The sequence below is a fragment of the Streptomyces sp. Ru62 genome (assembly GCF_002920615.1).
GTDB lineage: Bacteria > Actinomycetota > Actinomycetes > Streptomycetales > Streptomycetaceae > Streptomyces.
On the sequence record NZ_PQSU01000009.1, the window covers coordinates 185,867 to 211,668 of the forward strand.

The 25,802-nt window shown below is 69.7% G+C and carries 19 protein-coding genes and 4 pseudogenes; 13 read left to right on the plus strand and 10 right to left on the minus strand.

The window, feature by feature from the left end:
* Positions 1 to 5 precede the first annotated feature (5 nt).
* Positions 6 to 638, minus strand: a complete 633-nt coding sequence (locus C3492_RS14565) for a DUF5134 domain-containing protein (protein ID WP_258055707.1) — start codon at positions 636 to 638, stop codon at positions 6 to 8.
* 258 nt (positions 639 to 896) lie between these two features.
* Between C3492_RS14565 and C3492_RS14570 the strand changes: the two genes are divergently transcribed.
* Together C3492_RS14570 and C3492_RS14575 are read left to right on the plus strand one after the other, a co-directional pair.
* Positions 897 to 1,793, plus strand: coding sequence for an RNA polymerase sigma-70 factor (locus C3492_RS14570; RefSeq protein ID WP_103812175.1), 897 nt, complete (start codon positions 897 to 899; stop codon positions 1,791 to 1,793).
* A gap of 158 nt (positions 1,794 to 1,951) precedes the next feature.
* The gene (locus C3492_RS14575; RefSeq protein WP_103812176.1) at positions 1,952 to 2,449 is read left to right on the plus strand and encodes an Ohr family peroxiredoxin; all 498 of its coding nucleotides are present in this window, start codon (positions 1,952 to 1,954) and stop codon (positions 2,447 to 2,449) included.
* A gap of 146 nt (positions 2,450 to 2,595) precedes the next feature.
* On the opposite strand, the pseudogene fdxA reads toward C3492_RS14575, so the two are convergent.
* A pseudogene (gene fdxA, locus C3492_RS14580) lies at positions 2,596 to 2,901 on the minus strand (ferredoxin); the annotation flags it as partial.
* A gap of 234 nt (positions 2,902 to 3,135) precedes the next feature.
* Between fdxA and C3492_RS14585 the strand changes: the two are divergent.
* The 3 genes from C3492_RS14585 to C3492_RS14595 all read left to right on the plus strand — a co-directional run bounded on the left by C3492_RS14585 (position 3,136) and on the right by C3492_RS14595 (position 6,468).
* The gene (locus tag C3492_RS14585) at positions 3,136 to 4,836 is read left to right on the plus strand and encodes an FAD-binding protein (protein WP_181140375.1); all 1,701 of its coding nucleotides are present in this window, start codon (positions 3,136 to 3,138) and stop codon (positions 4,834 to 4,836) included.
* Positions 4,837 to 4,950: 114 nt separating this feature from the next.
* Positions 4,951 to 5,700 carry an SDR family oxidoreductase gene (locus C3492_RS14590; protein ID WP_103812179.1) on the plus strand — a complete coding sequence of 250 codons (750 nt, stop codon included), beginning with the start codon at positions 4,951 to 4,953 and terminating at the stop codon, positions 5,698 to 5,700.
* A 168-nt stretch (positions 5,701 to 5,868) separates the two neighbouring features.
* Complete coding sequence (locus C3492_RS14595; RefSeq protein WP_374938345.1) at positions 5,869 to 6,468, plus strand: YceI family protein; 600 nt, start codon at positions 5,869 to 5,871, stop codon at positions 6,466 to 6,468.
* A gap of 126 nt (positions 6,469 to 6,594) precedes the next feature.
* Here the strand turns inward: C3492_RS14595 and C3492_RS14600 are convergent, their stop codons facing one another.
* The gene (locus C3492_RS14600) at positions 6,595 to 6,861 is read right to left on the minus strand and encodes a WhiB family transcriptional regulator (protein WP_103812180.1); all 267 of its coding nucleotides are present in this window, start codon (positions 6,859 to 6,861) and stop codon (positions 6,595 to 6,597) included.
* Positions 6,862 to 7,322: 461 nt separating this feature from the next.
* Positions 7,323 to 8,186, minus strand: a complete 864-nt coding sequence (locus C3492_RS14605; RefSeq protein WP_103812181.1) for an RNA polymerase subunit sigma — start codon at positions 8,184 to 8,186, stop codon at positions 7,323 to 7,325.
* Between the two features lie 217 nt (positions 8,187 to 8,403).
* On the opposite strand from C3492_RS14605, the pseudogene C3492_RS14610 reads away from it, so the two are divergent.
* The 3 genes and pseudogenes from C3492_RS14610 (at position 8,404) to C3492_RS14620 (ending at position 9,937) form a co-directional block, all read left to right on the plus strand.
* Positions 8,404 to 8,764: pseudogene (locus C3492_RS14610) on the plus strand (cupin domain-containing protein).
* A 211-nt stretch (positions 8,765 to 8,975) separates the two neighbouring features.
* Complete coding sequence (locus tag C3492_RS14615; RefSeq protein ID WP_103812182.1) at positions 8,976 to 9,227, plus strand: hypothetical protein; 252 nt, start codon at positions 8,976 to 8,978, stop codon at positions 9,225 to 9,227.
* Between the two features lie 194 nt (positions 9,228 to 9,421).
* Positions 9,422 to 9,937 carry a hypothetical protein gene (locus tag C3492_RS14620; RefSeq protein ID WP_103812183.1) on the plus strand — a complete coding sequence of 172 codons (516 nt, stop codon included), beginning with the start codon at positions 9,422 to 9,424 and terminating at the stop codon, positions 9,935 to 9,937.
* 103 nt (positions 9,938 to 10,040) lie between these two features.
* Here C3492_RS14620 and C3492_RS14625 read toward each other — a convergent pair whose 3' ends face one another.
* Positions 10,041 to 11,390 carry an NAD(P)/FAD-dependent oxidoreductase gene (locus tag C3492_RS14625; protein WP_103812184.1) on the minus strand — a complete coding sequence of 450 codons (1,350 nt, stop codon included), beginning with the start codon at positions 11,388 to 11,390 and terminating at the stop codon, positions 10,041 to 10,043.
* Positions 11,391 to 11,904: 514 nt separating this feature from the next.
* Positions 11,905 to 12,639, minus strand: a complete 735-nt coding sequence (locus C3492_RS14630) for an alpha/beta fold hydrolase (RefSeq protein WP_103812185.1) — start codon at positions 12,637 to 12,639, stop codon at positions 11,905 to 11,907.
* 323 nt (positions 12,640 to 12,962) lie between these two features.
* Here C3492_RS14630 and C3492_RS14635 point away from each other — a divergent pair, with 323 nt between their 5' ends.
* The 4 genes and pseudogenes from C3492_RS14635 (at position 12,963) to C3492_RS14650 (ending at position 16,935) form a co-directional block, all read left to right on the plus strand.
* Positions 12,963 to 13,856, plus strand: coding sequence for a sigma factor (locus C3492_RS14635; protein WP_103812186.1), 894 nt, complete (start codon positions 12,963 to 12,965; stop codon positions 13,854 to 13,856).
* A 248-nt stretch (positions 13,857 to 14,104) separates the two neighbouring features.
* Positions 14,105 to 14,743, plus strand: a pseudogene (locus tag C3492_RS14640) (sigma-70 family RNA polymerase sigma factor); the annotation flags it as partial.
* A 372-nt stretch (positions 14,744 to 15,115) separates the two neighbouring features.
* A pseudogene (locus tag C3492_RS45790) lies at positions 15,116 to 15,713 on the plus strand (hypothetical protein).
* 304 nt (positions 15,714 to 16,017) lie between these two features.
* Positions 16,018 to 16,935 carry an alpha/beta fold hydrolase gene (locus C3492_RS14650; protein WP_258055708.1) on the plus strand — a complete coding sequence of 306 codons (918 nt, stop codon included), beginning with the start codon at positions 16,018 to 16,020 and terminating at the stop codon, positions 16,933 to 16,935.
* A gap of 483 nt (positions 16,936 to 17,418) precedes the next feature.
* Here the strand turns inward: C3492_RS14650 and C3492_RS14655 are convergent, their stop codons facing one another.
* From C3492_RS14655 to C3492_RS14670, 4 genes are all read right to left on the minus strand, one after another.
* The gene (locus C3492_RS14655) at positions 17,419 to 19,650 is read right to left on the minus strand and encodes an ABC transporter permease (protein WP_103812189.1); all 2,232 of its coding nucleotides are present in this window, start codon (positions 19,648 to 19,650) and stop codon (positions 17,419 to 17,421) included.
* 532 nt (positions 19,651 to 20,182) lie between these two features.
* Positions 20,183 to 21,052: a prephenate dehydratase gene (locus tag C3492_RS14660; RefSeq protein WP_103812248.1), complete on the minus strand. Its 870-nt coding sequence runs from the start codon at positions 21,050 to 21,052 to the stop codon at positions 20,183 to 20,185.
* A gap of 5 nt (positions 21,053 to 21,057) precedes the next feature.
* Positions 21,058 to 22,014: a hypothetical protein gene (locus tag C3492_RS14665; protein ID WP_103812190.1), complete on the minus strand. Its 957-nt coding sequence runs from the start codon at positions 22,012 to 22,014 to the stop codon at positions 21,058 to 21,060.
* A gap of 4 nt (positions 22,015 to 22,018) precedes the next feature.
* Positions 22,019 to 22,996 carry an NAD(P)-dependent oxidoreductase gene (locus C3492_RS14670; RefSeq protein ID WP_103812191.1) on the minus strand — a complete coding sequence of 326 codons (978 nt, stop codon included), beginning with the start codon at positions 22,994 to 22,996 and terminating at the stop codon, positions 22,019 to 22,021.
* A 433-nt stretch (positions 22,997 to 23,429) separates the two neighbouring features.
* On the opposite strand from C3492_RS14670, the gene C3492_RS14675 reads away from it, so the two are divergent.
* Positions 23,430 to 25,352 carry an N-acetylmuramoyl-L-alanine amidase gene (locus C3492_RS14675; RefSeq protein ID WP_103812192.1) on the plus strand — a complete coding sequence of 641 codons (1,923 nt, stop codon included), beginning with the start codon at positions 23,430 to 23,432 and terminating at the stop codon, positions 25,350 to 25,352.
* The last annotated feature ends 450 nt before the right edge of the window (positions 25,353 to 25,802 follow it).

A 25,802-nucleotide genomic window follows, 5' to 3' on the forward strand; every position in this document is an offset into this window, starting at 1 on the left:
GGCGGTCAGTGGGGCACGAGCAGCATCAGGGCCGTCCCCAGCGCCATCGCGCCGTCGCGGACGTGACCGTACGGGTCCGTCGCGGCGGCGCGGTGCGCGGCGTCCGGGGTGGACCGCAGCGAGGGCATGGGGCGGGTCAACGACCACATGGCACAGGCCAGGAGATACACCGTCAGCAGCCCGGTGACACATGCGGCCGGCACCGGTGCGCCGGCGGCATGGCCATGAGCCGCGGTGTCGTGCACGCCCGGGACGCCCGCGGCCAAGGTCTCGTGGGTCGGCACCCCACGGCCGTGGGGTGCGCGCAGCATCCAGGCCATCGCGGCCATGCCGGCCGCGGACGGCAGCCGGCCGGCGATCTCCGCCACTCTGTTCGCCGTGCGGCGGCGGAGGGCGGTCAGCGGGAACCACAGTGCGGCGAGCGCGAAGAGAACCGTCGTGGCCCGGCCGGGCAGCGATCGGCCGAGACTCCAGGGCATGGCCGCCATGGCGAGGGACATGGCGGCGTGCAGGAGGTGGTCCACCCGGTCACGGCGTCCCGCCCCCGGCGACCGCACACCATGCCACAGTGCGTGCACCGCCGCGAGGGCGAAGAGGACCGTCAGCATGAAGTGCACGATGTCGACGGGAGTGTCCATGGGACGCGTGCACCTTTCCTGGTCCATGACCTTTCACGGTCTTGACCGGGCGTGCAGTTGTTTCGTGACAGAACGCTCTCGCCACCAGGAGCGGACAGGTCGCGGACCGATGCGTGCCCCGCACGGGGACGGCGCGGACTCATCGAGTGCCACGGTGTGCACGCTGGACGGCGTCCGGGACGGTCGGGCCGACGCCCCCGACGCGGCCCTCCGCAGCCGCTTGTAGCATGGTGCGCACGAAGCCAGAAGGGAAGATCCATGCACGCTGGCGCCCACCCCGACACCCTCGATCAAGCGACGAAGGACTTCCTTTCGGCGCGCCCGCGACTCTTCGGCATCGCCTACCGCGTGCTGGGCAGTACGGCGGAGGCCGAAGACGTGGTGCAGGAAACCTGGCTGCGATGGCAGAACACGGACCGCACGAAGGTCCTCGAACCGGCCGCCTTCCTCACCACGGTGGCCACCCGGCTGGCGATCAACCTGGCCCAGTCCGCACGGGTGCGCCGGGAGTCCTATGTCGGTCCCTGGCTTCCCGAGCCCGTCGACACCACGGAGGATCCGCAGCTGGGCGCGGAGCGGGCCGAGGCCCTGGAGATGGCGGTACTGCTGCTCCTGGAGAAGCTGAATCCCGTGGAGCGCACCGCCTACGTCCTGCGGGAGGCGTTCGACTACCCCTACGGGCGGGTCTCCGAGATCCTGGAGACCAGCGAGGCCAACGCCCGTCAGCTGGTGAGCAGGGCACGCAGGCACCTTGCCGCCGAGCGCAGGGAGCGCGTCACGCCGGCAGCCCACCGGCGGCTGCTGGAGGTGTTCCTCTCGGCGGCGCGGACGGGTGATCTGTCGGTGCTGGAGGACGTTCTCACCGCCGACGTCGTCAGCTACTCGGACGGTGGCGGGATCCGCGGCGCGTCCAAGATCCCAGTGATCGGACGCCCTCATGTCTCGCGGTACCTCGTGGCCTTCGCCCCTCGCTTCTGGCCGCAGGCGGACATCCGGTGGGTCGAGGCGAACGGCCTGCCGGCCGTGCTGGTCTCGTCCGGCGAGAAGGCTGTCGCCCTGCTGTCCGTCGACGTGTCGACGGAAGGCATCGACCGGCTCATGTGGGTGATGAACCCGGCCAAGCTGGAGCCCTACGTGGCCTCCCTGCGCGACTGACCCGCCGGGCGCGGGCATTTTCCCCGGCCGTCGGCGGGCAGGCGTCACAGGAACGGTTACTTGTCGGTCAACCAGTAGTCCGGATCCCGGACGCCCCCGGGTACGCGCTCCCGGACGTCCGCCGGGACGCCGTACCACGACCACATCGGAGTCATGCCGTGACCGAGCGCATCCAGCCACCCAGTCTGCCGACCGAGAAGGACTACGAGGGGAACGAGTTCTCGCCCATCTACACGACCACCGTGACCGTCGACGGTGGCGTGGCCTCGCACGGGCGGGCCTCCGGCCGGGCACGCTCGTCCGACGGCGCACTGGACCTCGATCTGCGCATGCCCGCCGAACTGGGCGGCGACGGCCAGGGAACCAACCCGGAGCAGCTTTTCGCGGCCGGCTTCGCGGCGTGCTTCCACGGCGCGCTGAGCCTCCTGGCACGGCAGAAGGCGCTCGACCCCGCGGCCATTTCGGTCATGGCGACCGTCGCCTTCGGACGGGATCCGGAGGACGGTGGCTATCTGCTGCACGTCGATCTGGTGGTGCGGTGGCCAGGTGTCGCTCGCGAGACGGCAACGGAACTGATGGAGAAGGCCGACGCCCTGTGTCCCTACGCGCGCATGGCCTGGAGAGGCACGCCGACCACCATCACGCTCGCCTCCTGACCGGCACGTCCGGCATGCGTCGGCCGTCGCCCGGGGCGACGGCCGCTCGCGGCCGGCACACCCGGTCAGGACGGGAACCACAGGTCCGCGTCGGCGGCTTCCTCCTTGCGGACGGCGAAGACGGAGATCTCCTTCTTGTGGAGACCCTGCCGGGGCAGGGCCGCGACCAGCGGGTGGTCCCGGTCCGTGCCGTCCCGACGGTTCCGCTCCGGGGTCGCGGCTTCGAAGAACTCCGCGTTGACGGACCGGTAGTGCGCCCAGTGCCGCGGCAGGTCGTCCTCGTGGAAGATGGCCTCCACGGGGCACACGGGCTCACAAGCATGGCAGTCGACACACTCCGCGGGGTTGATGTAGAGCGTGCGTGCACCCTCGTAGATGCAGTCCACGGGGCATTCCGTGACACACGCCCGGTCCTTGATGTCGACGCAGGGCTGCGCGATGACGTACGTCATCCCTCTCCTCCTCTTCGCCGTCGAACACGCCACGGGGCCGGCTCGGACGGCCGTCGGACTCATCGGTAGGACCGGAGACGCCGTCTCGTTGTGACACGTGTGCTCTCCCCGGGGTCACCCACCCCGCAGCCGCCAGGCAACCGTGTCACAAAGCTCCGCCCGGCCTGGTCGTAGTCAGTGACACCCACAGCGACGGGAGCAATCGTGGCCATCACCGAACAACGACTGTCGACCATGGTCCTCGTGATCGGTACCGGCGGAGCCGGCCTGCGGGCGGCGATCGAGCTGGCCGAGGCCGGCGTCGACGTCGTTGCCGTCGGCAAACGCCCCAAGGAGGACACCCACACCTCCCTGGCCGCCGGCGGGATCAACGCGGCCCTGGCCACGATGGACCCCGAGGACAGCTGGCAGCAGCACGCCGCGGACACCCTCAAGGAGAGTTACCTGCTCGGCGACCCCCGTACGGCGGAGATCGTCACCCAGGGCGCCGCGCTGGGCATCGACGACCTGGAACGCTACGGCATGGCCTTCGCCCGGGAAGAGGACGGCCGCATCTCGCAGCGCTTCTTCGGCGCCCACAAGTTCCGCCGCACCGCCTTCGCCGGCGACTACACCGGCCTGGAGATCCAGCGCACGCTCATCCGGCGCGCGAGCCAGCTGGACATACCCATGCTCGACAGCGTCTACATCACCCGTCTCCTGGTCCACGACGGCGCCGTCTTCGGGGCCTACGGATTCGACCTCGGCAACGGCACCCGTTACCTCATCCACGCGGACGCCGTCATCCTCGCGGCCGGCGGGCACACCCGCATCTGGCGGCGCACCTCCTCGCGACGGGACGAGAACACCGGCGACTCCTTCCGCCTGGCGGTCGAGGCCGGGGCCCGCCTGCGCGACCCCGAACTGGTCCAGTTCCACCCCTCCGGCATCATCGAACCGGAGAACGCCGCCGGCACCCTCGTCAGTGAGGCGGCCCGCGGCGAGGGCGGCATCCTGCGCAACGCCCTCGGTGAGCGGTACATGAGCCGCTACGACCCTCAGCGGATGGAACTGTCCACCCGTGACCGCGTGGCCCTCGCCTCCTACACCGAGATCAAGGAAGGCCGCGGCACCCCCAACGGCGGGGTCTGGCTCGACGTCTCCCACCTCCCCCGCCAGACGATCATGAACCGGCTCCCCCGGGTCTACCAGACGCTCCTCGATCTGCAGATGCTCGACATCACCCGCGAACCCATCGAGGTCGCCCCCACCGCGCACTACTCGATGGGCGGCGTCTGGGTCCGCCCCGAGGACCACAGCACCGACGTCCGCGGCCTGTACGCCATCGGAGAGGCGTCCAGCGGCCTCCACGGCGCCAACCGCCTCGGCGGCAACAGTCTCATCGAACTCCTCGTCTACGGCCGCATCACCGGCCGGGCCGCCGCCGCCTACTCGGAGTCACTCACCGCGCAGCCCCGCTCCGCCGCGGCCGTGGCCCAGGCGCGCGCCGAAGTCGACGAACTGCTCGCCGCCGACGGGCCCGAGAACGTCCGCGCCCTGCAGCGCGCCATCCGCAACACCATGACCGAACACGCCGGTGTCGTCCGTGACGAACAGGGTCTGCGCACGGGCCTGGCGGAACTGGACACCATCGAGAAGCGCATGGAGAACGTCGGGGTCCACCCCGACATCGCCGGTTTCCAGGACCTCGCCCACGCCTTCGACCTCAAATCGGCCGCCCTGGCGGCCCGCGCCACCCTCGAAGCGGCGCTGGAACGCCGGGAGACCCGCGGTTGTCACAACCGCAGCGACTTCCCCGACATGGATCCCGCCTTCCGCGTCAACCTCGTCTGGTCCCCGACGACCGGAATCACCCATGAGAGCATTCCGCCCATCCCGGGCGAGATCGCGTCCCTCATGGAGGACGTCTCCACCGATGGAAAGCTCGTCGAATAGCTGTCCGTCATCCTCGCATTCCTCCTCCACACTCTTCGCCTTGTCACAAACATCGTGCGCAGCCGGTCTTTTCTGGTGCAGACCGACTTCACACATCACTGAAAGGATTCCACTATGAAGGTCGTAGTGATCGGCGGTACCGGACTGATCGGCTCGAAGCTGGTCGCCAAGCTCAAGGAGCACGGTCACGAGGCCGTACCGGCGGCCCCCAACACCGGCGTCAACACGCTCACGGGCGAGGGCCTGGCCGAGGTCCTCGACGGTGCCTCGGTCGTGGTGGACGTCTCCAACTCGCCGTCCTTCGCGGACGACGCCGTCATGGAGTTCTTCCGCACCTCGACCACCAACCTCCTCAAGGCGGAGGCCGACGCCGGGGTGAGCCACCACGTGGCTCTGTCCGTGGTCGGTACGGAACGGCTCCAGGAGAGCGGCTACTTCCGCGCCAAGCAGGCGCAGGAGGCGCTGATCAAGGACTCGGGAATCGCGTACTCCATCGTTCACGCCACCCAGTTCTTCGAGTTCATGAAGGGCATCGCCGACTCGGCGACCGACGGTGACACCGTCCGACTGGCCCCGATCAAGATCCGGCCCGTGTACTCCGACGACGTTGCCGCCACGGTCGGCCGCACCGCTGTCGGTACCCCCGTCAACGGGGTGGTCGAGGTAGCCGGGCCCGAGGTGTTCCAGCTCGACGAGCTGATCCGAAAGGGCCTGGCCGCGAAGAACGACCCGCGCACGGTCGTGACCGACGTGCACGCACCGTACTTCGGCGCGGAGCTGCAGGAGACCACCCTGCTCCCCGGTCCGGACGCGCACATCGCGGAGACGCGTTTCGCCGACTGGCTCGCGCAGCAGCAGCACTGAGCCGTGAAGTGGCGGGCCCTGGGGCAGGGCCCGCCATCCCTTCGAGGGGGCCTGTCATCCGCGCACCGCGGCACGGCAGGCCCCCGCCTCATGTCCGGCGCGGCGATGGCCGAGATGCCGGCACGCCTCGTCACCGGCAGACAGCAACCACAGAGAAAGACACCCACCATGCTGATACAACGCGATCAGGTTGTTCCTCCCCGTCCCGGTTCGTACCCTGGGGTGACCGGTGTGTACACCATCGACCCGGTGCACAGCTCGATCGGCTTCTCCGTCCGGCACTCCATGGTCTCCAATGTCCGGGGGAGATTCGACCGTTTCGAGGGCCTCCTCAAACTCGACGGCTCCGACCCGTCGCGTTCCGAGGCGTACGTGAGTGTCCAGACCGACAGCCTGGACACGGGCATCCAGGAGCGCGACGCGCACCTCGGGGGTCCCGACTTCTTCGACTCCGCGACGTTTCCCCTGATGGCCTTCCGCTCCACCGGCATCGTGCCGCTCGGCGACGACGAGTTCCGCCTCACCGGCGGTCTGCGCATCAAGGACATCGAACTGCCCCTGGACATCGACGTCGTCTTCGGCGGAGCCGGCGATGACGCCTACGGCCAACACCGGGTCGGCTTCGAGGGCACCGCCACGCTGCGGCGTTCGGACTGGGGGCTGGCCTGGAACACACCGTTGGCGACGGGGGGAGTCCTCGTCAGCGACAAGGTGACCCTGACACTGGACGTCTCCGCGATACGGCTCGACCGGGACACGGCAGCCTGACCGGAAGCCGGTCTGGGCGGGGCGGCACCCGTTCCGGAACCACCCCGCCCGGCCCCTCCCCGCCCTGTGTCCGCGCTTCGGCTCCTTGGACCGCGGCCACGGCCGCGTCCATCACTCGGCCTGCGCTCACGCGGCGGTTTCCGTCGCCCCCGGCGTACGCGCCGTGCGCCGGCGCATGGAGCGGCGCTCCCCTTCCGTCGTACCGCCCCAGATACCCTCCACCGGATCGGCGTCGACGGCCCACGCCAAACACTGCTCCCTCACGGGGCAGCGACGGCAGACGGCCTTCGCCTCGTCCGTCTGTATCGCCACCGGGCCACTGTTGACGTTGCCGATCGGGAAGAAGAGATCAGGGTCCTCGCCTCGGCAAAGCGCCCGTTCGCGCCAGTCCATGGAACACCTCCTGGGGTGAGCGACGGATACGGTCTCGGGGGGGCGGCTCGTATTCAGGGAGTGCGAAGACGCGGGTGGGCGGTACACCACCGCTCGTCACTGGAAAGGACCGAGCGGTCGGCGTGTGTGTGACACCTGAACGGTGCCGGGCTCGCGTTCCCCCAAGGCCGGCGGGTGATCCACCGATGTGCGCGACGGGCCTTTCGCCACCCTTCACGGGCCGCGGCCGCGTTGCGGAGCTGGCGACCGCATGTCCACGGTTCCGACCGACGCAAGGGGGCGGATCGGTCGACGCCGACGGACGAAGCGGGGGCCTGCTCCACCGTGACCGCCATGGCCGTCGCGGTCACGCACCGGGGCATTCACTGACGTGGGTCTCGGACCCGCGTCGGAGCGCCGCCTTCTTCGACTCCGATGCCGCCGCGCGGCCGTCCCCCGCGACCGGGTTCCCGGGCGATCCGTCATGCGCGAGGGCGGTTCCAGGAGCGCAGTTTGTCGGGGTTGAGGACGACCCACATGTGGACGACACGAGTGCCGGTGATGTCGAGGCTGATGACCGCGGCGACCTGGTCGTCGCAGCGGACGACGAGACCAGTGCGTCCGTTGGCGGGGTGCGTGTGCAAACTGGTGCGGGGGTGCCGGGCGAGCAGGATCAGCAGACTCCGGGTGACGCGTGCGCTGCCGGTGACGGGCCGCGTCAGCGCGCGGACCTTGCCTCCGCCGTCGAAGAATGCGGTGACGTCCGGGCTCAGCAGGGACGCCAGGCGGCCGGCGTCCCCGTCGGCGCACGCGTGCCGCACGGCGTGGGCGATCTCGTCCTGCCGGCGTGGCGGCGTCGGCTGTGCGCGCCGGGCCCGATGGCTCCGGCGGGCCGCGTCTGCCGGCTCAGCGCTCCTCCCCTCGGGCTGTCCCACGATGCCCGCGAGCGTGCCCGGTGGCATTTCTAACGTGTCATCGAGGACGAGCGCACCTCGCACGAGCGGTGACAGCGCGTCCAGCGTTCGCAGCAACACCGCGCTGACCTCGCCCCCCGGACCGGGACCGTTCTGCTCCCTCCCCGGCACAGGGCCCTGGGCGTCCTCCCTGCGGCCGGGCAGGGCCAGCCGCGCCAGGCAGATCTCACCGACGACCTGGGTCAGCCAGGCTCGTGGCACCGTTATCCGGTCCCGCTGGTGATCGGAGAGCCCGTACCACCGCCGGTACGCCTCATCGGTGACACGCTCGGACGCGGGGCGACTGCCCAGCATCCAGTGAGCCACCTCCAGCAGGTGCCTCCGCTCGTCGAGCAACTCCGTGATCGGCAGTGTGTCACCGACAGGCTCCATACCGCGTTCTCCCTCCGGACGGCCCTCCGGCAACATCGTCGCTGCGGTGGCGTCGCATCTCGCGACTGCCCCATTGTGTCGCCGAAACACACTTTTACGGGACCCCGCTGTCGGTGTCATTACCCACGGCAATACAGTGGGTTCTGTCCAACAGGCCGCTCACGAGGTGCACTTACCCGGGCGGCCCCTCACCCACCCATCTCCCGAAGGGGTCAGCCTGCGCAACGTGTTGCGTACCGTGGCCCTCGGTGCCGTGTCCGCAGGACTCACGTTCGCCCCGGTGGTCGCGCAGGCGACACCCGGCGGTCCCGGTGTCACGGGCAAGACGCTGGCACAGTGGACCACCCATCGTTGGGACTACACTCTCCGTGAGATCACCATTCCTCCCGGTCAGGGGACGGGATGGCACTACCACGACGGCTACCTGTACGCCTATAAAGGAACCGCCTGGCGCGACGCACGTGCACATCGGGCAGAACCGCGGCGCGGTGGATGTCGTACTGAAGGTCCTCTACGTACTGCCGCACGGCGCCCCCTTCGCCGAGGACGCCCCTGATCCCGGCTGCGAGCCGAAGTAACGGGGCGCGCGCCGCTCCACGGCTGTCACAGCTCCCGCCACTGCCTGGTCAATGCGGTGTCGACGGCTTGCGGCGGCAACCGCTCAAGCCGTGCGGTGAAGAAGAAGGAGGAGCATGGCAGGGACACATGTCAGCCGATGCGTGCGAATGATCGCTGTTCGGGAGACGTCCGTGCCCAGGCTTCCGGCACCAGCTGAGGAAGGACGACAGGATGCCCCGAGGCACTGACCGGCAGGCCGATCCCGCCGCCGCCACCGCGTCGCTGGCGGCGGAGGCGGCGCTGCTCGAGGGCCGGCTACGCCTGCTCCGAGAGGCGATCGACACGGTGGACGCACGCATCGACGCGGTCTCCGAGGCCCTCCGGCACCTGCACCATTCGGTGGCCCGGCCCGCCGACGGCCAGAAGCACCCGGGCGAGACAGACGGCACCAGGCTCGATCATTCGAGGACCGACCGCCTCTGAGGGATCGAGCGGGCGGACCCGGTGAAGCGCCTCGCCACTCGATGCGTTTTCTCCGGTGTCAGCCCGCTCAGATCTCGACCAGTGGGGGCCGCTGCATATGATGTGCGGGTAGCATCCAACGGTGTTGGGCCGGGTTGACGTCGCCGGCACATCGGCGGCCCCGCCGGAACAAGGGTTGAGGACGAGAGGAACACATGGGCTCCGTGACCCCCAAGGCTCGCAACATCGAGATCACCGCCGAGAGCCTCCGGGAGGACCTGGCCCGGCTGGAGGTTCAGAAGCAGGCGCTGGAGCGGGAACTGTCCGCGGTCACCGCTCACCTCGACTCGGTGCAACGAGCCCTCAGCGCCCTCCAGGCCCTGATGCCCATGGCCGCTGCGTCGTCCGCGGCACCCGGGTCCGTGGATGTCGGGCCGGCGGCGGAGCCGGCGCCCGAGGGCGCGGACGCGAGCCGGGCGAGGACCGACCACGCCGACGTCGAGGCCGAGGCCGACAGCGCACCGAAGTACGGCAAGCTGACCGAACAGATCCTGACGTACTTCGCCGAAGTCGCGGACACCGACGTGCGTGCCCGCGATGTCGCCGCCGCTCTGGGCCGGGACACCGACAGTGGCAGCATCAACGCCGTGCGGAGCACGCTCGACCGTCTGGTCGGCTCCTCCCGCATTCGCCGTGTCGGCCGCGGCCTGTACCGCGCCGCCAAGCCCTGACCGGAAACCGTACTGCGCCGCGCCAGGTCATGGGTTCCGCTGTCACCTCCGGGCAACGGGTGCTCCCAGCGGGACACCCGTCACCCGGCATGTCACCGCCGGCTCACCCGGCGACGGCGTCCGTGGGCTCCTCGCTGCTCCGTGGGGCGCCGCTGGAGACGAAGGCGTCTCTCGGGTGCTGGACCGAGACGAGGGAGACGATGTCACGGCCGTAGAAGGCGGCGGTGGCCCACACCGCGAAAACACGGATCTTGCGTTCCCAGCTGGGTACGGCCAGGACGTGGTAGCCCCGGTGCATCAACCATGCCGGGAAACCCTTGATGACCAGACGCCGGTACTGGAAGATGCCACGGCCCAGCCCCAGCGTCGCCACCACGCCCAGACTGTGGTGCACGTAGTCCTTGGCCGGCCGGCCCCGAAGTGACGCCAGGATGTTCTTCGCCAGAAGCTTGCCCTGACGGACGGCGTGCTGCGCGTTGGGCACCGTGCGGGCCCCCGGCCGCCCTGCGGCGAGGTCGGGCACGGAGGCGTCGTCACCGGCCGCCCATACGTCCGCCACCACCTCGGTGTCCGTACCGACCCGGAGATCCGCCCGCACCGTCAGCAGGCCCCGTTCGTCGACCGGAAGGTCCGTGTGGTTGTGCACGATCGGGTTGGACGCGTTGCCCGCCGCCCACACGATCAGTCCCGAGTCGTACTCCTCCCCGTCGGACAGCACGACGTGCCCGCCCTCCGCGGAGACGAGCTGGGTGTTCAGATGCACCGTGCCACCCCGCTTCTCCAGCGAGCGCACCACCCACTCACCGGGCCGGTCGGTCACCTCGGGAAGGATCCGGCCCCGCGCCTCGACCAGGTGGAAGCCCAGTTCTCCCGCGCCGATCTCCGGGTAGTGCTTCAGCAGGGCGGTCGCCAGGGCCAGCAGTTCACCGAAGCCCTCCACCCCGGAGAACCCGCCTCCGACCACAGTGACGGTGAGCAGCTTGCGGCGCTCGGGACCGCGCGGAAGGGTCGCCGCACGGTCGAACGAGGTGAGCAGCCGGTCGCGGATCGCCACGGCCTCCTCGACGTGCTTCAGTCCGTACGCCTGGTCGCTCAGCCCCGGGATGGGGAACGTGCGTGTGACGGCCCCCGCCGTCACCACCAGCACGTCGTAGTGGAGGTCGAATTCCGGCCCGCTCTCCGGCCGGACCGTGACCGTGCGCGCGCTGTTGCGGATCTCCGTCACCGCGCCCGCTACCACACGAGTCCAGTGCAGGTGCCGCCGCAGCGAGACCGCCGCATGCCGGGCCTCCACCGACCCGGCGACCACCTCGGGGAGGAACGGCTGGTACGTCATGTACGGGCGAGGGTCGACCACGGTGACGCGTGCCTCACCCCGGCGCAGCTTCTTCTCCAGGCCCCACGCGGTGTAGAAACCCGCGTAGCCGCCACCCACGATCAAGATCTCACGCACGGTGTCCTCTGTTCCTCTCGGTTTCACCCATCAAGACCGGCCAGAACCACGTGGTGTGACGTGAGCGGGGACGCAACCGGGAATCTGGCATGTGCAACCGGCGGCGCCGTTTCTGGTCCACCCCTTGGATCGGATACCGTCCCTCGTCGCACAGACAGGGGGCGTTTGCCGTGCCGACCGCCGGATTGCCACACCTGCGCTGTGCCGCGGGCCGGCCCGGACGGCTGGGGAACGTGCACTTCCGTCTGTCTCGTGGCCCGGCGGCACCCAGGTCCGCGGCGAGATGCCGTCGGGGAACCCGGCGGCACCCGGGCAGCCGGTGCCGTGGGCCTTCACCGGCTCGGTACCGGCGGCGCCGACGATCGTCGCGGCCCGCCGGTACGAGCGGTGTCCGTGCGGGGGCGGAGCCGGCCTGCTGCCGCCGAGCCAGGTCGCGGTCCAGTCGCCCTGCTGCCCGAGCTGCCGCCCGGCGTGGGTCGTACTGCCCCGGTCGTCGGTGCGGCCGGCGCGTTCGTCACGCGTTCGCGTGCCGGCTCCAGTGCGCCTCCAGGATTGCGGCCACCTCTGCGGGTCGCTGGAGCAGGGGCCAGTGATTGCAGTCCATCTCGATCACCGCGGACGCGTGCAGGGAGGCGCCGAGCTTACGCCCGAACTCGATCTGACAGGCGGGGTCGAGCGCTCCCCAGAAGACCAGGCACGGCGCTGACACCGCGGACAGCCCCGGCTCCCACTCCGCGCCCATCGTCACAGCCGACCGGTACAGCTTGAGGATGGCATCCTTCATCGGACCGTCCACGTGGCTCGCCGTCTCCCGGGCCAGATCAATGGGCACGTCGAAGCCGTTCGCCAGGTCGTCGGCGAACTGTTCCGGTTGCAGTTCCTCCATGAAGCGGTCGCCTTCGACCTGGTCCTGCCAGATCTTGGCCAACGGGTGCCATACGTATGCGGAGTTGATCGGGCCGTTGCCCCCCGCCCAGGTACGGACCAGATCGGGGCGCAGATAGGCGACGCGGGCGGTGAGTATGCATCCCCAGTCGTGACCGACCAGGTCGACCGGCTCACCGACCCGTTCCAGCCGTTCGATGAGCCAGTCCACGTACTCCTCCTTCGTGGATCCGAAGCCGGCCGGGCGCGCCGCGCCGAAGCCGGGCAGGTCCCAGGCTTCCACGTCGGTGCGGGTCAGGTGCCGCCGCACGCCGTCCCACACCCGGTGGGTGTCGGGGACGCCGTGAATCAGGATGGCAGGCATGGACAGGTCCCTTCGTCAGCGGGCGACGCCTCGCGATCGGTGTCGGGAGAGCATCTTGTCACACTGTTATGTACGTGACTTCCCGGGCACCACTCATCGTCACATGTCGGCCGGACGGGGTGGAATCCCTTCTGATCGGGTGACGGGCCCGTCCTGGTGTCACATGATCCGTGCCTGTCCGGTCTGCACTGCTGAGGGCACCGAAGACGAGCCCGTCGGCCGAGAGCGTCCGGACCGCGTGCTCCGTCCGCCGACCGTCACGGACGTCGATCCAGCCGATCTCGGCGGTGTGACGCGGTGCCGTGTGAGAAGGAGGACGCCGTATGGACCAGGCCGGTGACGCAGTGCCGATCGCGGATCTGCTCGACGAACGACGGCATCTACTCAACGTCGCCTACTGGATGCTGGGCACGGGCCCGGAGGCCGAGGACGCCGTGACCGAGGCCTACCGGCAGTGGTACAACCTGTCGGATCTCCAGAAGGCCCGCATCACCGACCCGGGTGCCTGGCTGACCGAGATCACGGGCTCCGTCTGCCTGGCACGCCTCATCCTGCCCGAGCGACGACCCGCAGGCCCGGGCGGGAAGGGCGGCGACACGGTGGCGGGACTCCACCGGGCCCTGGAGGAGGAGATCAGCGGCGCCCTGCTCAACGCCCTGAACGCTCTGTCCCCCACTGAACGAGCGGCTTTCGTCCTCAACGACGTCTTCGCCATGCCACCACGAGCGGTCGCCGGCATCGTGGGACGGACCCCACACGAATGCGCCGAACTGGCCGACCGCGCCCGCCGCAGCCTGCGCAGCACCCGCTCACACCCCACCACACCGCAGCAGCACGACAGGATCGTCCGCGCGGTCCGGCAGGCCTGCACCACGGCCGACGCCACTCATCTGGCATCCCTGCTGGCACCCGACGCCACCGCGTTCTTCGACGGTGGCGGCAAGGTGCGGGCCCTCACCCGGCCGGTGCACGGCAATCAGCACGTCGCCCGCACCCTCCTCACCCTCCTGACCCCCCGACCGCACACGACTCTGCACCTCAGCCCGGCCAACGGCCGTACCGCGATCGTCGTACGCCACAACGACCAGGTAGCCGCCGTCATCAGTTTCGACATCGCCGACCAGCACGTCTTCCAGGTCTGGGCCGTTCTCAACCCCGACAAACTGCGCACCTGGAACCGCCCCCACGCCCCCACTTCCACGGCCCTCGGAGACTGAGACGCTCCCACACCGTGCGCCCGGGAAGTCCGAGCGCACAACACCTTTTTCCGCTGATCACAACAACTGGTCACGAACGACCTGTAACGGATCTGGGCCGGCCCTGGTCTATGAAGCAGACACAGTTGAAATCAGTGTGACTTGTTGTGGCGTGTCAGGAGTCGGCCGATGGGCGGACCGTCACGCGGCAGCCGTACGAGCGCGCCCGCCGGCAGCACCGATCCGCGGGGAACGGAGACAGAAGGACCATGCATCGTGAGACGCCCTCCACGGGAAGCAACCTGGAAGAGGCCGTATCTGTCTTCGTGGAGCTCCGTCCACGTCTGTTCGGTATCGCGTACCGCGTTCTGGGCAGTGCGATGGAGGCCGAGGACGTGGTCCAGGACGTATGGGTGCGCTGGCAGAGAACAGACCGCTCGGTGGTGGTGAACCCCGTCGCGTTCCTGTCGAGTGCGACGACACGGCTGGCCATCAACGTGGCCCAGTCGGCCCGGGTGCGCCGCGAAACCTACATCGGCCCCTGGTTGCCCGAGCCCGTCGACACGAGCAACGACCCGGAGATCGGCGCGCAGCGGGCCGAGGCACTCGAGCTGGCCCTGCTCCTCCTTCTGGAGAAGCTGAACCCGAGCGAGCGGGCCGCCTACGTACTACGGGAGGCGTTCGACTACGGCTACGCCGAAATCGCCGAGATACTGGGCCTGACCCCTGTCAATGCGCGCAAGATAGTGAGCCGGGCACGCAAACACCTGTCGGCCGGGCACCGGCGGTCCGTGGACAGGGCCCAGCACCGACGCCTCCTCGATGCCTTCGTCTCGGCGGCGCGGACCGGAGACGTCGCCTCGCTGGAGGCCGTCCTGGCCCCGGACGACGTCCGTCAGCCCGGTGGCAGGTCCTCCGGTCCCACACGCGGTCGACAGGACGGAACGCTGGGCGCCACGGTGCCTTTCCCGGTGTTCGGGGCGTTGCTCGGAGTCGGTTGACCTGCGGTGACGACTGCGCTCGGGCGTTCCCCGTGCGGACTGACGAGCAGGATTCACGTCGCCGCCGAGGCGAAGTGCTCGGCAGGCCGCGCAAGCGACCGGAGCGGGTGTGCGACCACCTTGGACTGAAGTTCGCACCAGCTCGGACCCGGTGACACAGGCCGCCGACGTCGCCGCCGGTGCAGCGGGTGCCGCGAACCCGCACAGGATGCACCGAAGCGCCCATTCTGGCGTCCGCGTCGAACGTCACTCCAGGTGAACGGGCCGGGCGCGGCGAAGCTGAGGACGAGAGGAAGACATGGCCCGGCAACTGGCGCGGCGCGCACCATCGAGCTCACCGCTGAGGTGCTGCAGGAGGATCTGGCCCGTCTGCGGCTTCAGAAGCAGGCGCTGGAGAGGGAATCCGCCGCCGTCATGGACCGTCTGGACACCCTCCAGCAGGCCTTGGGCGCGCTCCAGGTCCTGATGGCTGATTCCGCGGGTGGCACGCCGGATCCCGTGGGCACCGTCGGTGCGGCCCGGAGTCGTGCGCCGGAGCCCAGACGGGCGTACAGGGACACTCCACCGGCTGGACGTCCCTCAGCCGCGGAAGTCACCCGGACCTCGACACCTCCCGGGAACCGGCTGCAACCGCGCATGGCTGCTCCCTGTCCCGAAGCCGGGGGGGGAACGGACGTATGGAAAGCTCACCGAGCAGATCCTGGAATACCTCTCGCAGGTCGGCGACGTCGACGTACGCGCCCGGGACGTAGCGGCGGCACTCGGCCGTGACACCGGCAATGGAAGCATCAACACGGTGCGCAGCACACTCGACCGTCTGGTCGGTGCGTCCCGGGTCCGGCGGACCGGCCGGGGTCTCTACCGGGCCCAGCCCTGACCAGATCCGCGGTGACGAAAGTGAACGGCCCCGGACGCCGTCTACGGGGGATCGATGACGTCCGGGGCACTGCACCCGCTCGGCTCTGTGCAGCGGGTGTGACAGCGCTCCTGACGCTTGTCCGGGTTGCCACCCGACGTCAGGAACACTGTGATGAGTGTAGCGCACTCACACGGTGGTGAAGGCCGGCAGTCACCACACCGGCCGTTCCGGCGATGTTCGACTGGGCGGTCCCGATAACAGTGTGATGACATGTTGCGTTTCTTGTTGGAGTGCGCCCCCCTTCAATGGATCATCGGAAGGCGTGAAGCACTCGTCATCCCCACTTTCCCCCGGCACCCACACGATCACCGTCCCTCACGGCGCCGCCCACGTCGAACAGCGATACCACGTCGCCGGTTCGGGCCCGGTATGCATCGCTCACTCGGGCGGACCCGGCATCGGCTGGGAATACCTGCGCATGCCCGCGCTTGAGAGCAGCCTCACCATGGTGTACATCGAGCCCGTCGGTACAGGCGCTTCCGGACGGCTCCCCGATTCCCGGGACTACTCCGTGACCACATACGCGCGTCTTCTGCACCATGTGGTCGAACACCTGAAACTGCCCGAGGTCACACTGCTCGGCCACTCCCATGGTGGTTTCGTCGCCCAGCGGTACGCCCTCGACCACCCGGCGCGGCTCGCCGCCCTGGTCCTGTACGACACGTCGCCCGTGGCAGACGAACAGTTCTGGTCGGCGGCGGTCGCCGCCATGCAGCGCTTCGTGGACCGTCACGTCGACGACCATCCGGAGGTGGCCGGTTACGTCGCCGCCCTCACAGCCCGCCTGGACCTGCTCGACGACGACGGCACCACCGCCATCCTGCGCAAGATCATGCCCGCCTATCTCTTCGACTACTGGGGCAGGGAGGAGGAGTTCGCACCCGCCCGCCAGTCGCTGCGGATGTATGCGGCCCCCACCCGGGGCGAGGGCGCTCCGTTCGATGTCCGGGACGCCCTGCCGGGTGTCACCACACCGGCACTCGTCCTCGCCGGCAGGCAGGACTTCATCTGCGGACCGCGATGGGCCCGCCTCCTGCACGAGGCCATGCCCGCGGCCGAGTTGTCGATTTTCGAGGACACGGGGCACCTCGCGCACATCGAACGGCCGGAGCAGTTCAGCGCGGCGGTCCTCGCTTTCCTCCGCGGTCAGGGTGTGCTGGGAAGCCGGCAGAACCTGTAGGCCTTCCACCGGACGACCGTGTGGAAACGGCCGCTCGTCGGCCGCCGTGCGCCTGCCGACCGCGGGCGGTGCACGGCGCCCGCGTCGACGGCGCGCACGGAGCCGCCGATGATGTCCGGCGGCACGGCGCAGGCGGTCTCGGTGCGGCCGGTGCCGGGAACTGAGCGGGTCCATGACGTCACCGAGCAGGTCGGTACTGACGGCAGTCCGCGCCGGGCGGGCCCGAGATCCCGTCGCGCGGATGGTCCATGGGCAACGTGAGCGGGGCGGCGCGGGCGGCGACGGTGCCGTTCGCCGGCCGCTCGGCCGGGCCGGCCGGCTTCCGGCGCGGCTCCGCCGCGCGGGGTCCCGCACATCCTGTGGGCTGAGTTCCTTCACAGGAGACCGCAGTCTTCGGCGCGCTGCTCGCAGCCACGCTCCGTGGCCGGCCTGGCCGTCGTGACCGAGCGCGTCCACGGAACCGTCGCTCACCAGGTGTGGACATCACTCGTGGCGGATGCCCTCCACTCGGGTGACCTGCCGCACGGTCGGCAGCGTCAGGGCGGTCACCAGCAGCACCGCTCCCGCGCCGATGGCGGCCATCGCCAGCATGCCGATCCAGTCGAACACCGCCGTACGGCCCATGAGGTGGAGGAGGGTACCACCGAGCGCGGTTCCGACCAGTCCCGCCACGAGCATTCCGATCGCCACGGGCAGCGCGGTCTGCCACAGCACCGAGCCGTTGAGGGTTCGCCTCCGGGCACCGACGGCGACCAGCATGGCCATGACGCGTTGTTGGTCCCTCAGTTGTTCGACGGCGCCGATCAGCATGCTTGCGGCGATCAGGAGCAGCACGACGGCAACGCCTGCGAGCAAAGCACGCCTGATGTCACTCAGCGCCGTGTCCTCCTTACGGTCCTCCGGGAATTCGACCTGGAACTGCGGATTCAACCGGACCGCGGCAGTGCGGATCCGGTCGTGGACATCTTCTCGGGAAGTCCGGTACTCCAGGCTCACGGCATGGGTCGCGTGTGCGGTCGCGGTCGCGCCGGCGGCTCCGGGAGTGGCGAGCAACATCGTCTCGGGAAAGACACCTTGCGGATTTCCCGCCCTGGCCCGCGCCGTGGCGGTGATCCGGGGCACCCGCCAGTCCGGTCCACTCGTGCCCATGCGCATCCTCGTGCCTGCCTCCCACTCGGTCGTGTCGTCCGTGCTCCCGATGCCGGGAGCGACCACGAAGGCGTCGCCGTTCGCACACGTGGGGACGGAGGCCAGGAGACGAAGTACTGCGCAGTCGGCGATGCGTACGGTCTGCGGGACGCCGTAGGGGACCTCGCTCACCTGCAATTCGGCGAAGCCGACAGCCCGTGTCACCCCCGCGGTCCTGGCGAGGAGAGAGGCGTACGGCTTCTCACTGTCGGCTCCGACCAGACGGACCACGCCGACCCGCGTGTCCGGCGCCGGCCCCCGTGCCGTGGACGGGTGGTCACCCGTATGGCTGTGGGCCATACCGGTGAAAAGGGTCTGCAACGCGATGGCCCCGGCAACGGCGACCACGATGCCGTTGACCGATCGGGTGGACGCTTCGCTGTGCGACCGCAGCCTGCGCACCGCGAGCTGCCAGGAGAGGGGGCCCGCCCCGCCGGCCCGTTCGGTGAAGCGATCGAGGAGCCAAGGCACGACAGCTGTCACGCCCACGAGCAGCGCAAGCATCCCGGCGACCAGCGCGACGACGCCCGCGGTGCTCCGAACCTGCGATGCGTCCCGGACGGACGTCCACAGGAGCAGCAGCCCGAACAGGGGCAGGACGACGCGCCACCACAGTCGCCGCTTGGCACCGACGGACCTGCGCACCACTCCCAGCGGTTCGGCGACCACTTTGTTCATCGCCAGATGAGCGCTGACCAGGGACAGACAGGGCACGGCAACGGCCACCACGGCCGCCAGGGACGGCTCGGGGGTGAGGTCCCGTGCGAAGACACTAAGTCCCTGGACATCGACCAGATCGACGAACCGGCGTCCCACCGCGAACAGCGCGGCACCCACAACAACGCCGATGAGGGAGCTGACCAGCGCCTCACCGGCGGCGATACCGGCCGTCATGCCACGGTCCGCGCCGATCAGCCGCAGAGCCGCCAGCCGCCTGTCGCGGTGTTCACCGCCGAACCTGGTGGCCGCGGCGATGAACACGGCGACCGGGGTGAGCAGTACCACGATGCCGACGACGGTGAGCAGCACGAGATCGGGGGCCAGGGGCTTGTCCGCATAGACCTTGCCGAAGTGGTCGAGCCGCCGTGCGCCCGCCACGCCGCTCTCCATGTGCTCGCCGCCCAGGAAGAAGACGTACTCGCCGGGGCCGAGCAGGCCCGAGTCGTCCACCTCTCCCGCGACCGGGTGGTCGAGGCGGGCACGCAACAGGCCGTTCCCGGGCTGCGCGAGCAGTCGTCCGAGGGCCGGTGACACGACCATCTCGCCCGGCCGCGGAAACCTGTCAAGCCCGGGCGGCAGAGGGGCATCGGGCCCCTCGGGTTCCACGAGTCGGCCGCGGATCGCAATACCGCGGAAGACCGTGTCGATGTCACTCACCAGTACGGTGCGCCGGGAAGCCGGTACGACCCGGTCGTCCAGGTTGACGTCGATGCGTCCGTGGATGCGCGCGTCGCGATGCTGCCTGGCCGTGGGCACCGATGCCGCGAGAAGCAGCACGGCGACCCCGACTCCGATCCCCGCGGCCATCAGGACGGTTCGTACCGCGCTGCCCCGGCCGCCGGTCAGGGCGAGTCTTGCTCCCAGGGCGAGTGCGCGGAACCGGCCGAGGCGCTTTCTGTGTTCCGGAGCCAGGACCGGGACGGGACCGGGTTGATCTGGCCGACGTGGGCTCACTGACTTCCTCTCGTGCTGCGGCAGAGCTGTGTCCGGCCCGATGGCAGGGAGCAGGCTGGGTCCGCCAGGGCGGGGCGAAAAGTCGAAAGCGGCGTACAGGGGTGGCCGCCTCCTGCGTGCGCGGCGCACGGCACGGCAGCCCGGACGGGGATGTCCCTGGACGCCGGAACGACTATACACAGGGTGTGTAGTGGGCTGGATGATTCTCGCGGCGTACCCGGTGCCGCTGAGCCGCAAAGGGCGCTGCGGCACCGGTGAAGACCGCTGCCGGGTCGGTGGCACCGACGACCTGAGCCGCGTGTCAGAAGGGCACGATCCCCTGTTCGGCCGGCCTGCCTGTGGCGGTTGCCGCGTAAGAAGTCGTGAACCCGCCGGGTGGTGCCGTCTACGCACCCGCCTGCCGAGCCTCGCGCCGGCTCCAGCTCCTCAGCCGGTACGGATGAGCCGGGTACACGCCCAGGACGCGCACCTCGGAGGAGAAGAACCGCAGCTCGTCCAGGGCGAGGGCGACATGGTCGTCGCCGGGATGCCCCTCGACCTCGATGTAGAAGCGGCTCGCGTTGAGCCCCGCGCCGATCTGATAGCTCTCGATCTTGGTGAGGTTGACCCCGCTGCTGGAGAACCCGCCGAGCGCCTTGTACAGCGCACTCGGTATGTTGCGCACACTGAAGAACAGACTCGTCATCGTCGGCTTCCCGGTCTGCGGCACCGGAGCGGCCTCCCGGGACAGCACGACGAACCGCGTGGTGTTGTCAGGGTCGTCCTCGACCTCGGCGCGCAATACCTCCAGGCCGTGGAGCGCGGCCGCGGCGGGCGGGGCGAGCGCGGCGTGCCGCGGGTCGCCCAGCTCGGCCACCTCGCGCGCCGCTCCGGCCGTGTCGTCGCTGACGAGGGTGCGCCAGCCACCCTCCCGCAGCACCTTGCGGCACTGCCCCAGGGCGTGCACGTGGCTGCGAACGTACTCGACCTGGTCCAGGGTGCCGCCCGCCACGCCCATGAGGTCGAAGCGGATGGGCAGGAAGTGTTCGGCGACGATGTGAAGGCCCGAGTCCGGCAGCAGGTGGTGCACGTCGGCGACGCGTCCCGCCGCGGAGTTGTCCACCGGGATCACCGCTACGTCGGCGTCGCCCAGGATCACGGCGTCCAGGGCTTGACTGAAGCTGGTGCAGGGCAGTTCGCCGTTCGCCGGGTACAGGGCGTTCGCGACGGACGCCGAGTTGGAACCGGGTTCTCCCTGGTATGCGACAGTGATCACGTTCTTCACCCCTTCCTGAGGGGCGTGTTGTCGACAGGCGGCAGAATCTCCGTTGCGCGTCGCGCCTGCTGGAGTATCGGGGAACTGGTCTCGATGATGCTCACCAGGTCGTGCCGGTCGCCCATCGTGTCCCCGGACAGGATCTGCTGGTAGGCCTCGGTCAGGACGTGCTGGACGACGATGGCCACCTGCCGGACCTGCTGCGCGAGCCGCGCTTCCATGGCCTGCGGCAGAACATCCCGGGCGGCGGGGAGATCGTGCACGGTGGCCGCCAGACTCGACCGCTCGTCGTGCAGTACGGCCGCCAGCTCGACGGCCTGCCCGGCGGGTGCCGCCGGCGGGTGCGGCGGCGCCGCGCCCGGCACACTGCCCGCCAGCGCGTCTGTCGTCCGACGGGCCGCTCCCAGCGCCAGGGCGGCGATCGCGGTCCAGTGGAAGGCGGCGTCGCTCGCGAACAGGGGCTTGCCCGTCGTGTACGTGGCGAAGCCGACCGGCACGTACACATCGACCGCTACGTACGCGTCCGTCGCCCGCGACACCAGCCCGGACGCCGGGTGGCTGTCGCCTCTGCCCCGCGGGAGCATGCCCGTCGTGCGGAGGTTCCTGGCGGGCATCACGAACAGATCGGCGGCGTTCCGCTCGGCAGCCGTACCGGCACAGGACCGTCGGCCGTCGGCGAGCGGTAGGGCCACCCACGGCGCGGCGTCCGCAGCGGAGGGCAGCCGCCAGTGCCCCGAGAGGGTGTAACCCCCGGAAACCGGCCGTACGGCTGGTGTACCGGTCCGGTCGGTGCCGGGGAAGCCGGTGGGCAGCGGTGCCGCCCAGTTCCAGGTGCTGGTCAAGGCCCGCCAGGCTGCGGCGGGATCGTCATGGCCGCGCTTCTCGAAGGCGGAGAGCACCGCCAGAAGGGCGGTGTCCGGTCCCAAGGCCCTCAGCGGGTCGTAGTGCGTCGGCATCGACATGTGTTCAGGCCGCCTGTTCGTCGACTTGGGCTCCGGTTGCCGTCAGGACGACGTTGTGCAACTCCTGGCCCTGCTGGTAGCGGCCCAACTGCTGGCTCAGGAAGTCCTTGCTCATGGTCTGGAACGCGTCCGTGAACGCGGCCACATGAGGGGTGATCAGCGCGCCGGGGAGGTGCCACAGGGGGTGGTCGGCCGGCAGGGGCTCTGGATCCGTGACGTCGAGCGCGGCCCGCAGCCGCCCGGCCCGCAACCTTCGGACCAGGGCGTCGGTGTCGACCAGTTCCCCGCGCGCGATGTTCACGAGCATCGCGTCGTCCCGCAACAGCGCCAGTGTTTCCGCGCCGAACATGCCGCGCGTCCGGTCGGTCAGGGGCGCGCACAGCACGACCGCGTCCACCGTGGGCAGCAGCGCGGGCAGCTCCGCCACGCCGTGCACGTGCCCCGCCCGGGTCACACGCGCCGTGCGGGCCACGAGGACCACCTCGCACCGGAACGGGCTCAGCCGGGCGGCGACCGCCGCGCCCACGGCCCCGTAGCCGACGATCAGGACGCGTTTGCCGACCAGTGTCATCCGGAACTCGGGCTGCCATCTTCCCTCGGCCTGGCGCGTACCGAAGTCGTCGAGTCCCCGGACCAGAGCAAGCAGCAGGGTCACCGCCAGCTCGGCTGTCGCCTCGCGGTGCACACCGCGGCCGGTCGCGAGCCGCATGCCGGTGGGCACGCGGTCCAGCAGCGGCATGACGTACTCGTAGCCGGAGCTGAGGAGTTGGAGCACTTCGAGGTTGCGCATGCGCGGCAGAACCGAGCGCAGCACGTGGTCGGCGCCCGGCGACGGTGGGCCGACCAGGAAACGCACATCGTCCGGATCGCCGGGTAGTGCGGTCGAGCCGTCCCAGAAGTCGTACCGCAACCCGGCCGGCAGGCCGGGGATCTGGTGCGGGGGGTACGGGAGCCAGACGGTCCTGGCGTCGCCGTCCTTCATGGTAGATCAACTTCTTCCAGCTTCGTTGCCGCGTGGACCGACACGGACACACGTAGTGGTCCACGCGGATTCTGATTGCCTCCATGCAGTTTCATGCATCCGTGACACTAGACGTGTCAGTCGATGTGAAGGTTTGATGTGAAGCTCGCCACTTGAACGGCTGCGCCGTGGCGGAGTGGGCACGATCAGGGCAACGCACCGGAGCCTGCAGGGGACTTGGCCCACAACGTCAGCGCAGGTGGCGACTGGTAATCGTGCGCTTCGAGGCGATTCACGCGACGTTCAATCGCGCAGACCGATCCGGAACACAACGTTGTGATGGACTCGCCATAACGTCTGCTACGTTCGAGGCGCATCGAACGCGGGCCGACATGGATCTCCGGTCGGCCGCGAGCCGATGTGACCTTCACCTCTGCCCAGATTTGGGAAGTTGATGACACAAGAGACGAATGCCCGCCGGAAGCATGCCCTCCGGCGGCGTCCCGTTGCGCTGGGTGCCGCGGCCGTGGCCGTGGCCGGAGCCATCGCACTGCCGGTGGTGGCGCAGGCGACTCAGGGCGACCCCGCGACCGACCCCACCCTGCAGAAGGCGTTCTCGGCTGCCGCGGCCGAATTCCACGTTCCCCCGCAGGTGTTGCTCGCGGTGGCCTACGAGCAGTCGGCCTGGGACTCCCACAAGGGGCAGCACAGTGCCTCGGGTGGTTACGGCCCGATGCACCTGACCGACGTCACCCCCGAGATGATCGCCGGCGGCTCCGCGGGCATGGCCGGCCGCGCCGAGGCCGCCGAGCTCGCGAAGGGCGAGGACAAACACACCCTGCGGACCGCTGCGAAGCTCTCCGGACTGTCCGTCGACGAAGTGCGTACCGATCCCTCGGCGAACATCCGCGCCGGAGCTGCGCTGCTCGCGTCGTACCAGAAGGAACTGAACGGCCAGACCTCCGACAACCCGGACGACTGGTACGGGGCGGTCGCCCGGTACAGCCAGGCCACCGTGCGCCAGGGCGCGTCGGCGTTCGCGAACCGGGTCTTCGACACCATGAAGAAGGGTGTCACCCGCAAGACGGACGACGGCGAGATCGTGCGGCTCACCGCCGACAGCGAGGTGACCCCGGCCACGTCGCAGATGAAGGCGCTCAAGCTGCCGAGCGCCGAGGCGACGATCGACTCCGAGTGCCCGCCGACCCTGGACTGCACCTTCGTCCCGGCCGCCCCGGGCAACGGGCAGGTTGCGGACCGGCCCGCGAACGGGATCAGGATCGACCAGATCGTCATCCACGACACCGAGTCGCCCTATGAGTCGGCCATCGCCACGTTCCAGAACCCGTCGAGCTTCACCTCGGCCCACTACGTGGTGCGCTCCTCCGACGGCGCGGTGACCCAGATGGTGCCCACCAAGAACCTGGGCTTCCACGCGGGCAATTACTCCACCAACCTGCACTCGATCGGCATCGAGCACGAGGGCTACGCGGCGCACGGTGCCACCTGGTACACCCAGGCGGAGTACCGATCGACCGCGGAGCTGGTGAAGTACCTGGCCAAGCGCTTCGACATCCCGTTGGACCGTCAGCACATCATCGGTCACGACAATGTCCTGGCGCCGGCCGATCGGTTCACCAAGGACCAGCACTGGGACCCGGGCCCCTCCTGGGACTGGGAGCGCTTCATGGGCCTGGTCGGTGCTCCACCGAGGGCACGGCACGGCGTCGGCCCCGTGGGCTCAGCCGTGACGATAGCGCCGGATTTCACCCGGAACGAGCAGACCGTGCAGCTCTGCCCGCAGGATGACGGCAGCGGCGTCACCAAGGAGTGCACGACCATGCGCCAGGCGTCGAACTTCGTCCGTCTGCACACGGAACCGCGTGCTGACGCGCCGCTCTTCGCCGAGCAGTCGATCCACCCGGACGAGCCCGGCACCGACCGGATCAGCGACTGGGGCTCCGCGGCCCAGGCCGGCCAGCAGTTCGTCGTCGCCGGCAAGAAGGGCGACTGGACGGCCCTTTGGTACAGCGGCAGCAAGGTGTGGTTCCACAACCCGCACGGTCGCCTCACTGTTCCCGCCCATGACGTGACCATCGTTCGGCCCGCCGGTACCGAGTCCCTGAAGGTCTTCGGCACCAGCTACCCGGACGCCGACGAGTACCCCGAGGGTCTCTCGCCGTCGACGCAGGCCCCGCTGAGCATGTACAGCGTTCCCGCCGGGCAGGCGTATGTGGCCACGGCCGAACCGACGCCGACCGACGACTTCTTCCCGTCCAGCGGCAAGGTCGTCTTCGGTGCCAAGAAGATGTACACGATCCAGTACAGCCACAAGACCGCGCTGATCCAGGCGGACGGGGTCAACGCCACGCGTTGACGGGTTTCACAGGGGTGGGGGGCCTGACCGGTCGGCCATCCGGCGCAGTGGCAGGCGCCTATCGACCGACATGTCGTCCCCGCCTCTGCTGAAGTGACCGTCAGACGCTTCCGTCATCGACCGAGCGCGACGACCGGCTGCCGATCAGGACGGCCGGCCGGATGAACTCCTCAGGGTCGCCGGAGGAGGGCGTGGAGCGGCGAGCAGCACAACACTGGAGAGAACCTCCAGGGGCGTGCCCGCGCGAGCGCGCCAGGTGCCTGCTTCCGGCGAACGGCCCTTGGGCCCGTGCCGGCCCGTGGCTTGATCACGTGAGTGGACCCAAGCCCTTTCCGCTCGGGCCGCTGCCGCTGCCGAGCCCGCGCAGGCCCGGAACGCGCTTGCGGGATGTGCGGCTGCTCCGGACACGGCAGAAGCCTGACGTTTCGACAGACTGGAAGAGCAGGACAC

Bases quoted from the DNA above. Each gene is read 5' to 3' on its own strand.
- C3492_RS14595 (WP_374938345.1), top strand. From the start codon at position 5,869: ATGCTGATACAACGCGATCAGGTTGTTCCTCCCCGTCCCGGTTCGTAC.
- C3492_RS14600 (WP_103812180.1), bottom strand. From the start codon at position 6,861: ATGGACTGGCGCGAACGGGCGCTTTGCCGAGGCGAGGACCCTGATCTC.
- C3492_RS14615 (WP_103812182.1), top strand. From the start codon at position 8,976: ATGCCCCGAGGCACTGACCGGCAGGCCGATCCCGCCGCCGCCACCGCG.
- C3492_RS14635 (WP_103812186.1), top strand. From the start codon at position 12,963: ATGGACCAGGCCGGTGACGCAGTGCCGATCGCGGATCTGCTCGACGAA.
- C3492_RS14620 (WP_103812183.1), top strand. From the start codon at position 9,422: ATGGGCTCCGTGACCCCCAAGGCTCGCAACATCGAGATCACCGCCGAG.
- C3492_RS14585 (WP_181140375.1), top strand. From the start codon at position 3,136: ATGGTCCTCGTGATCGGTACCGGCGGAGCCGGCCTGCGGGCGGCGATC.
- C3492_RS14665 (WP_103812190.1), bottom strand. From the start codon at position 22,014: ATGTCGATGCCGACGCACTACGACCCGCTGAGGGCCTTGGGACCGGAC.
- C3492_RS14630 (WP_103812185.1), bottom strand. From the start codon at position 12,639: ATGCCTGCCATCCTGATTCACGGCGTCCCCGACACCCACCGGGTGTGG.
- C3492_RS14655 (WP_103812189.1), bottom strand. From the start codon at position 19,650: ATGGCCGCGGGGATCGGAGTCGGGGTCGCCGTGCTGCTTCTCGCGGCA.
- C3492_RS14605 (WP_103812181.1), bottom strand. From the start codon at position 8,186: ATGGAGCCTGTCGGTGACACACTGCCGATCACGGAGTTGCTCGACGAG.
- C3492_RS14675 (WP_103812192.1), top strand. From the start codon at position 23,430: ATGACACAAGAGACGAATGCCCGCCGGAAGCATGCCCTCCGGCGGCGT.
- C3492_RS14590 (WP_103812179.1), top strand. From the start codon at position 4,951: ATGAAGGTCGTAGTGATCGGCGGTACCGGACTGATCGGCTCGAAGCTG.
- C3492_RS14570 (WP_103812175.1), top strand. From the start codon at position 897: ATGCACGCTGGCGCCCACCCCGACACCCTCGATCAAGCGACGAAGGAC.
- C3492_RS14565 (WP_258055707.1), bottom strand. From the start codon at position 638: ATGGACACTCCCGTCGACATCGTGCACTTCATGCTGACGGTCCTCTTC.
- C3492_RS14670 (WP_103812191.1), bottom strand. From the start codon at position 22,996: ATGAAGGACGGCGACGCCAGGACCGTCTGGCTCCCGTACCCCCCGCAC.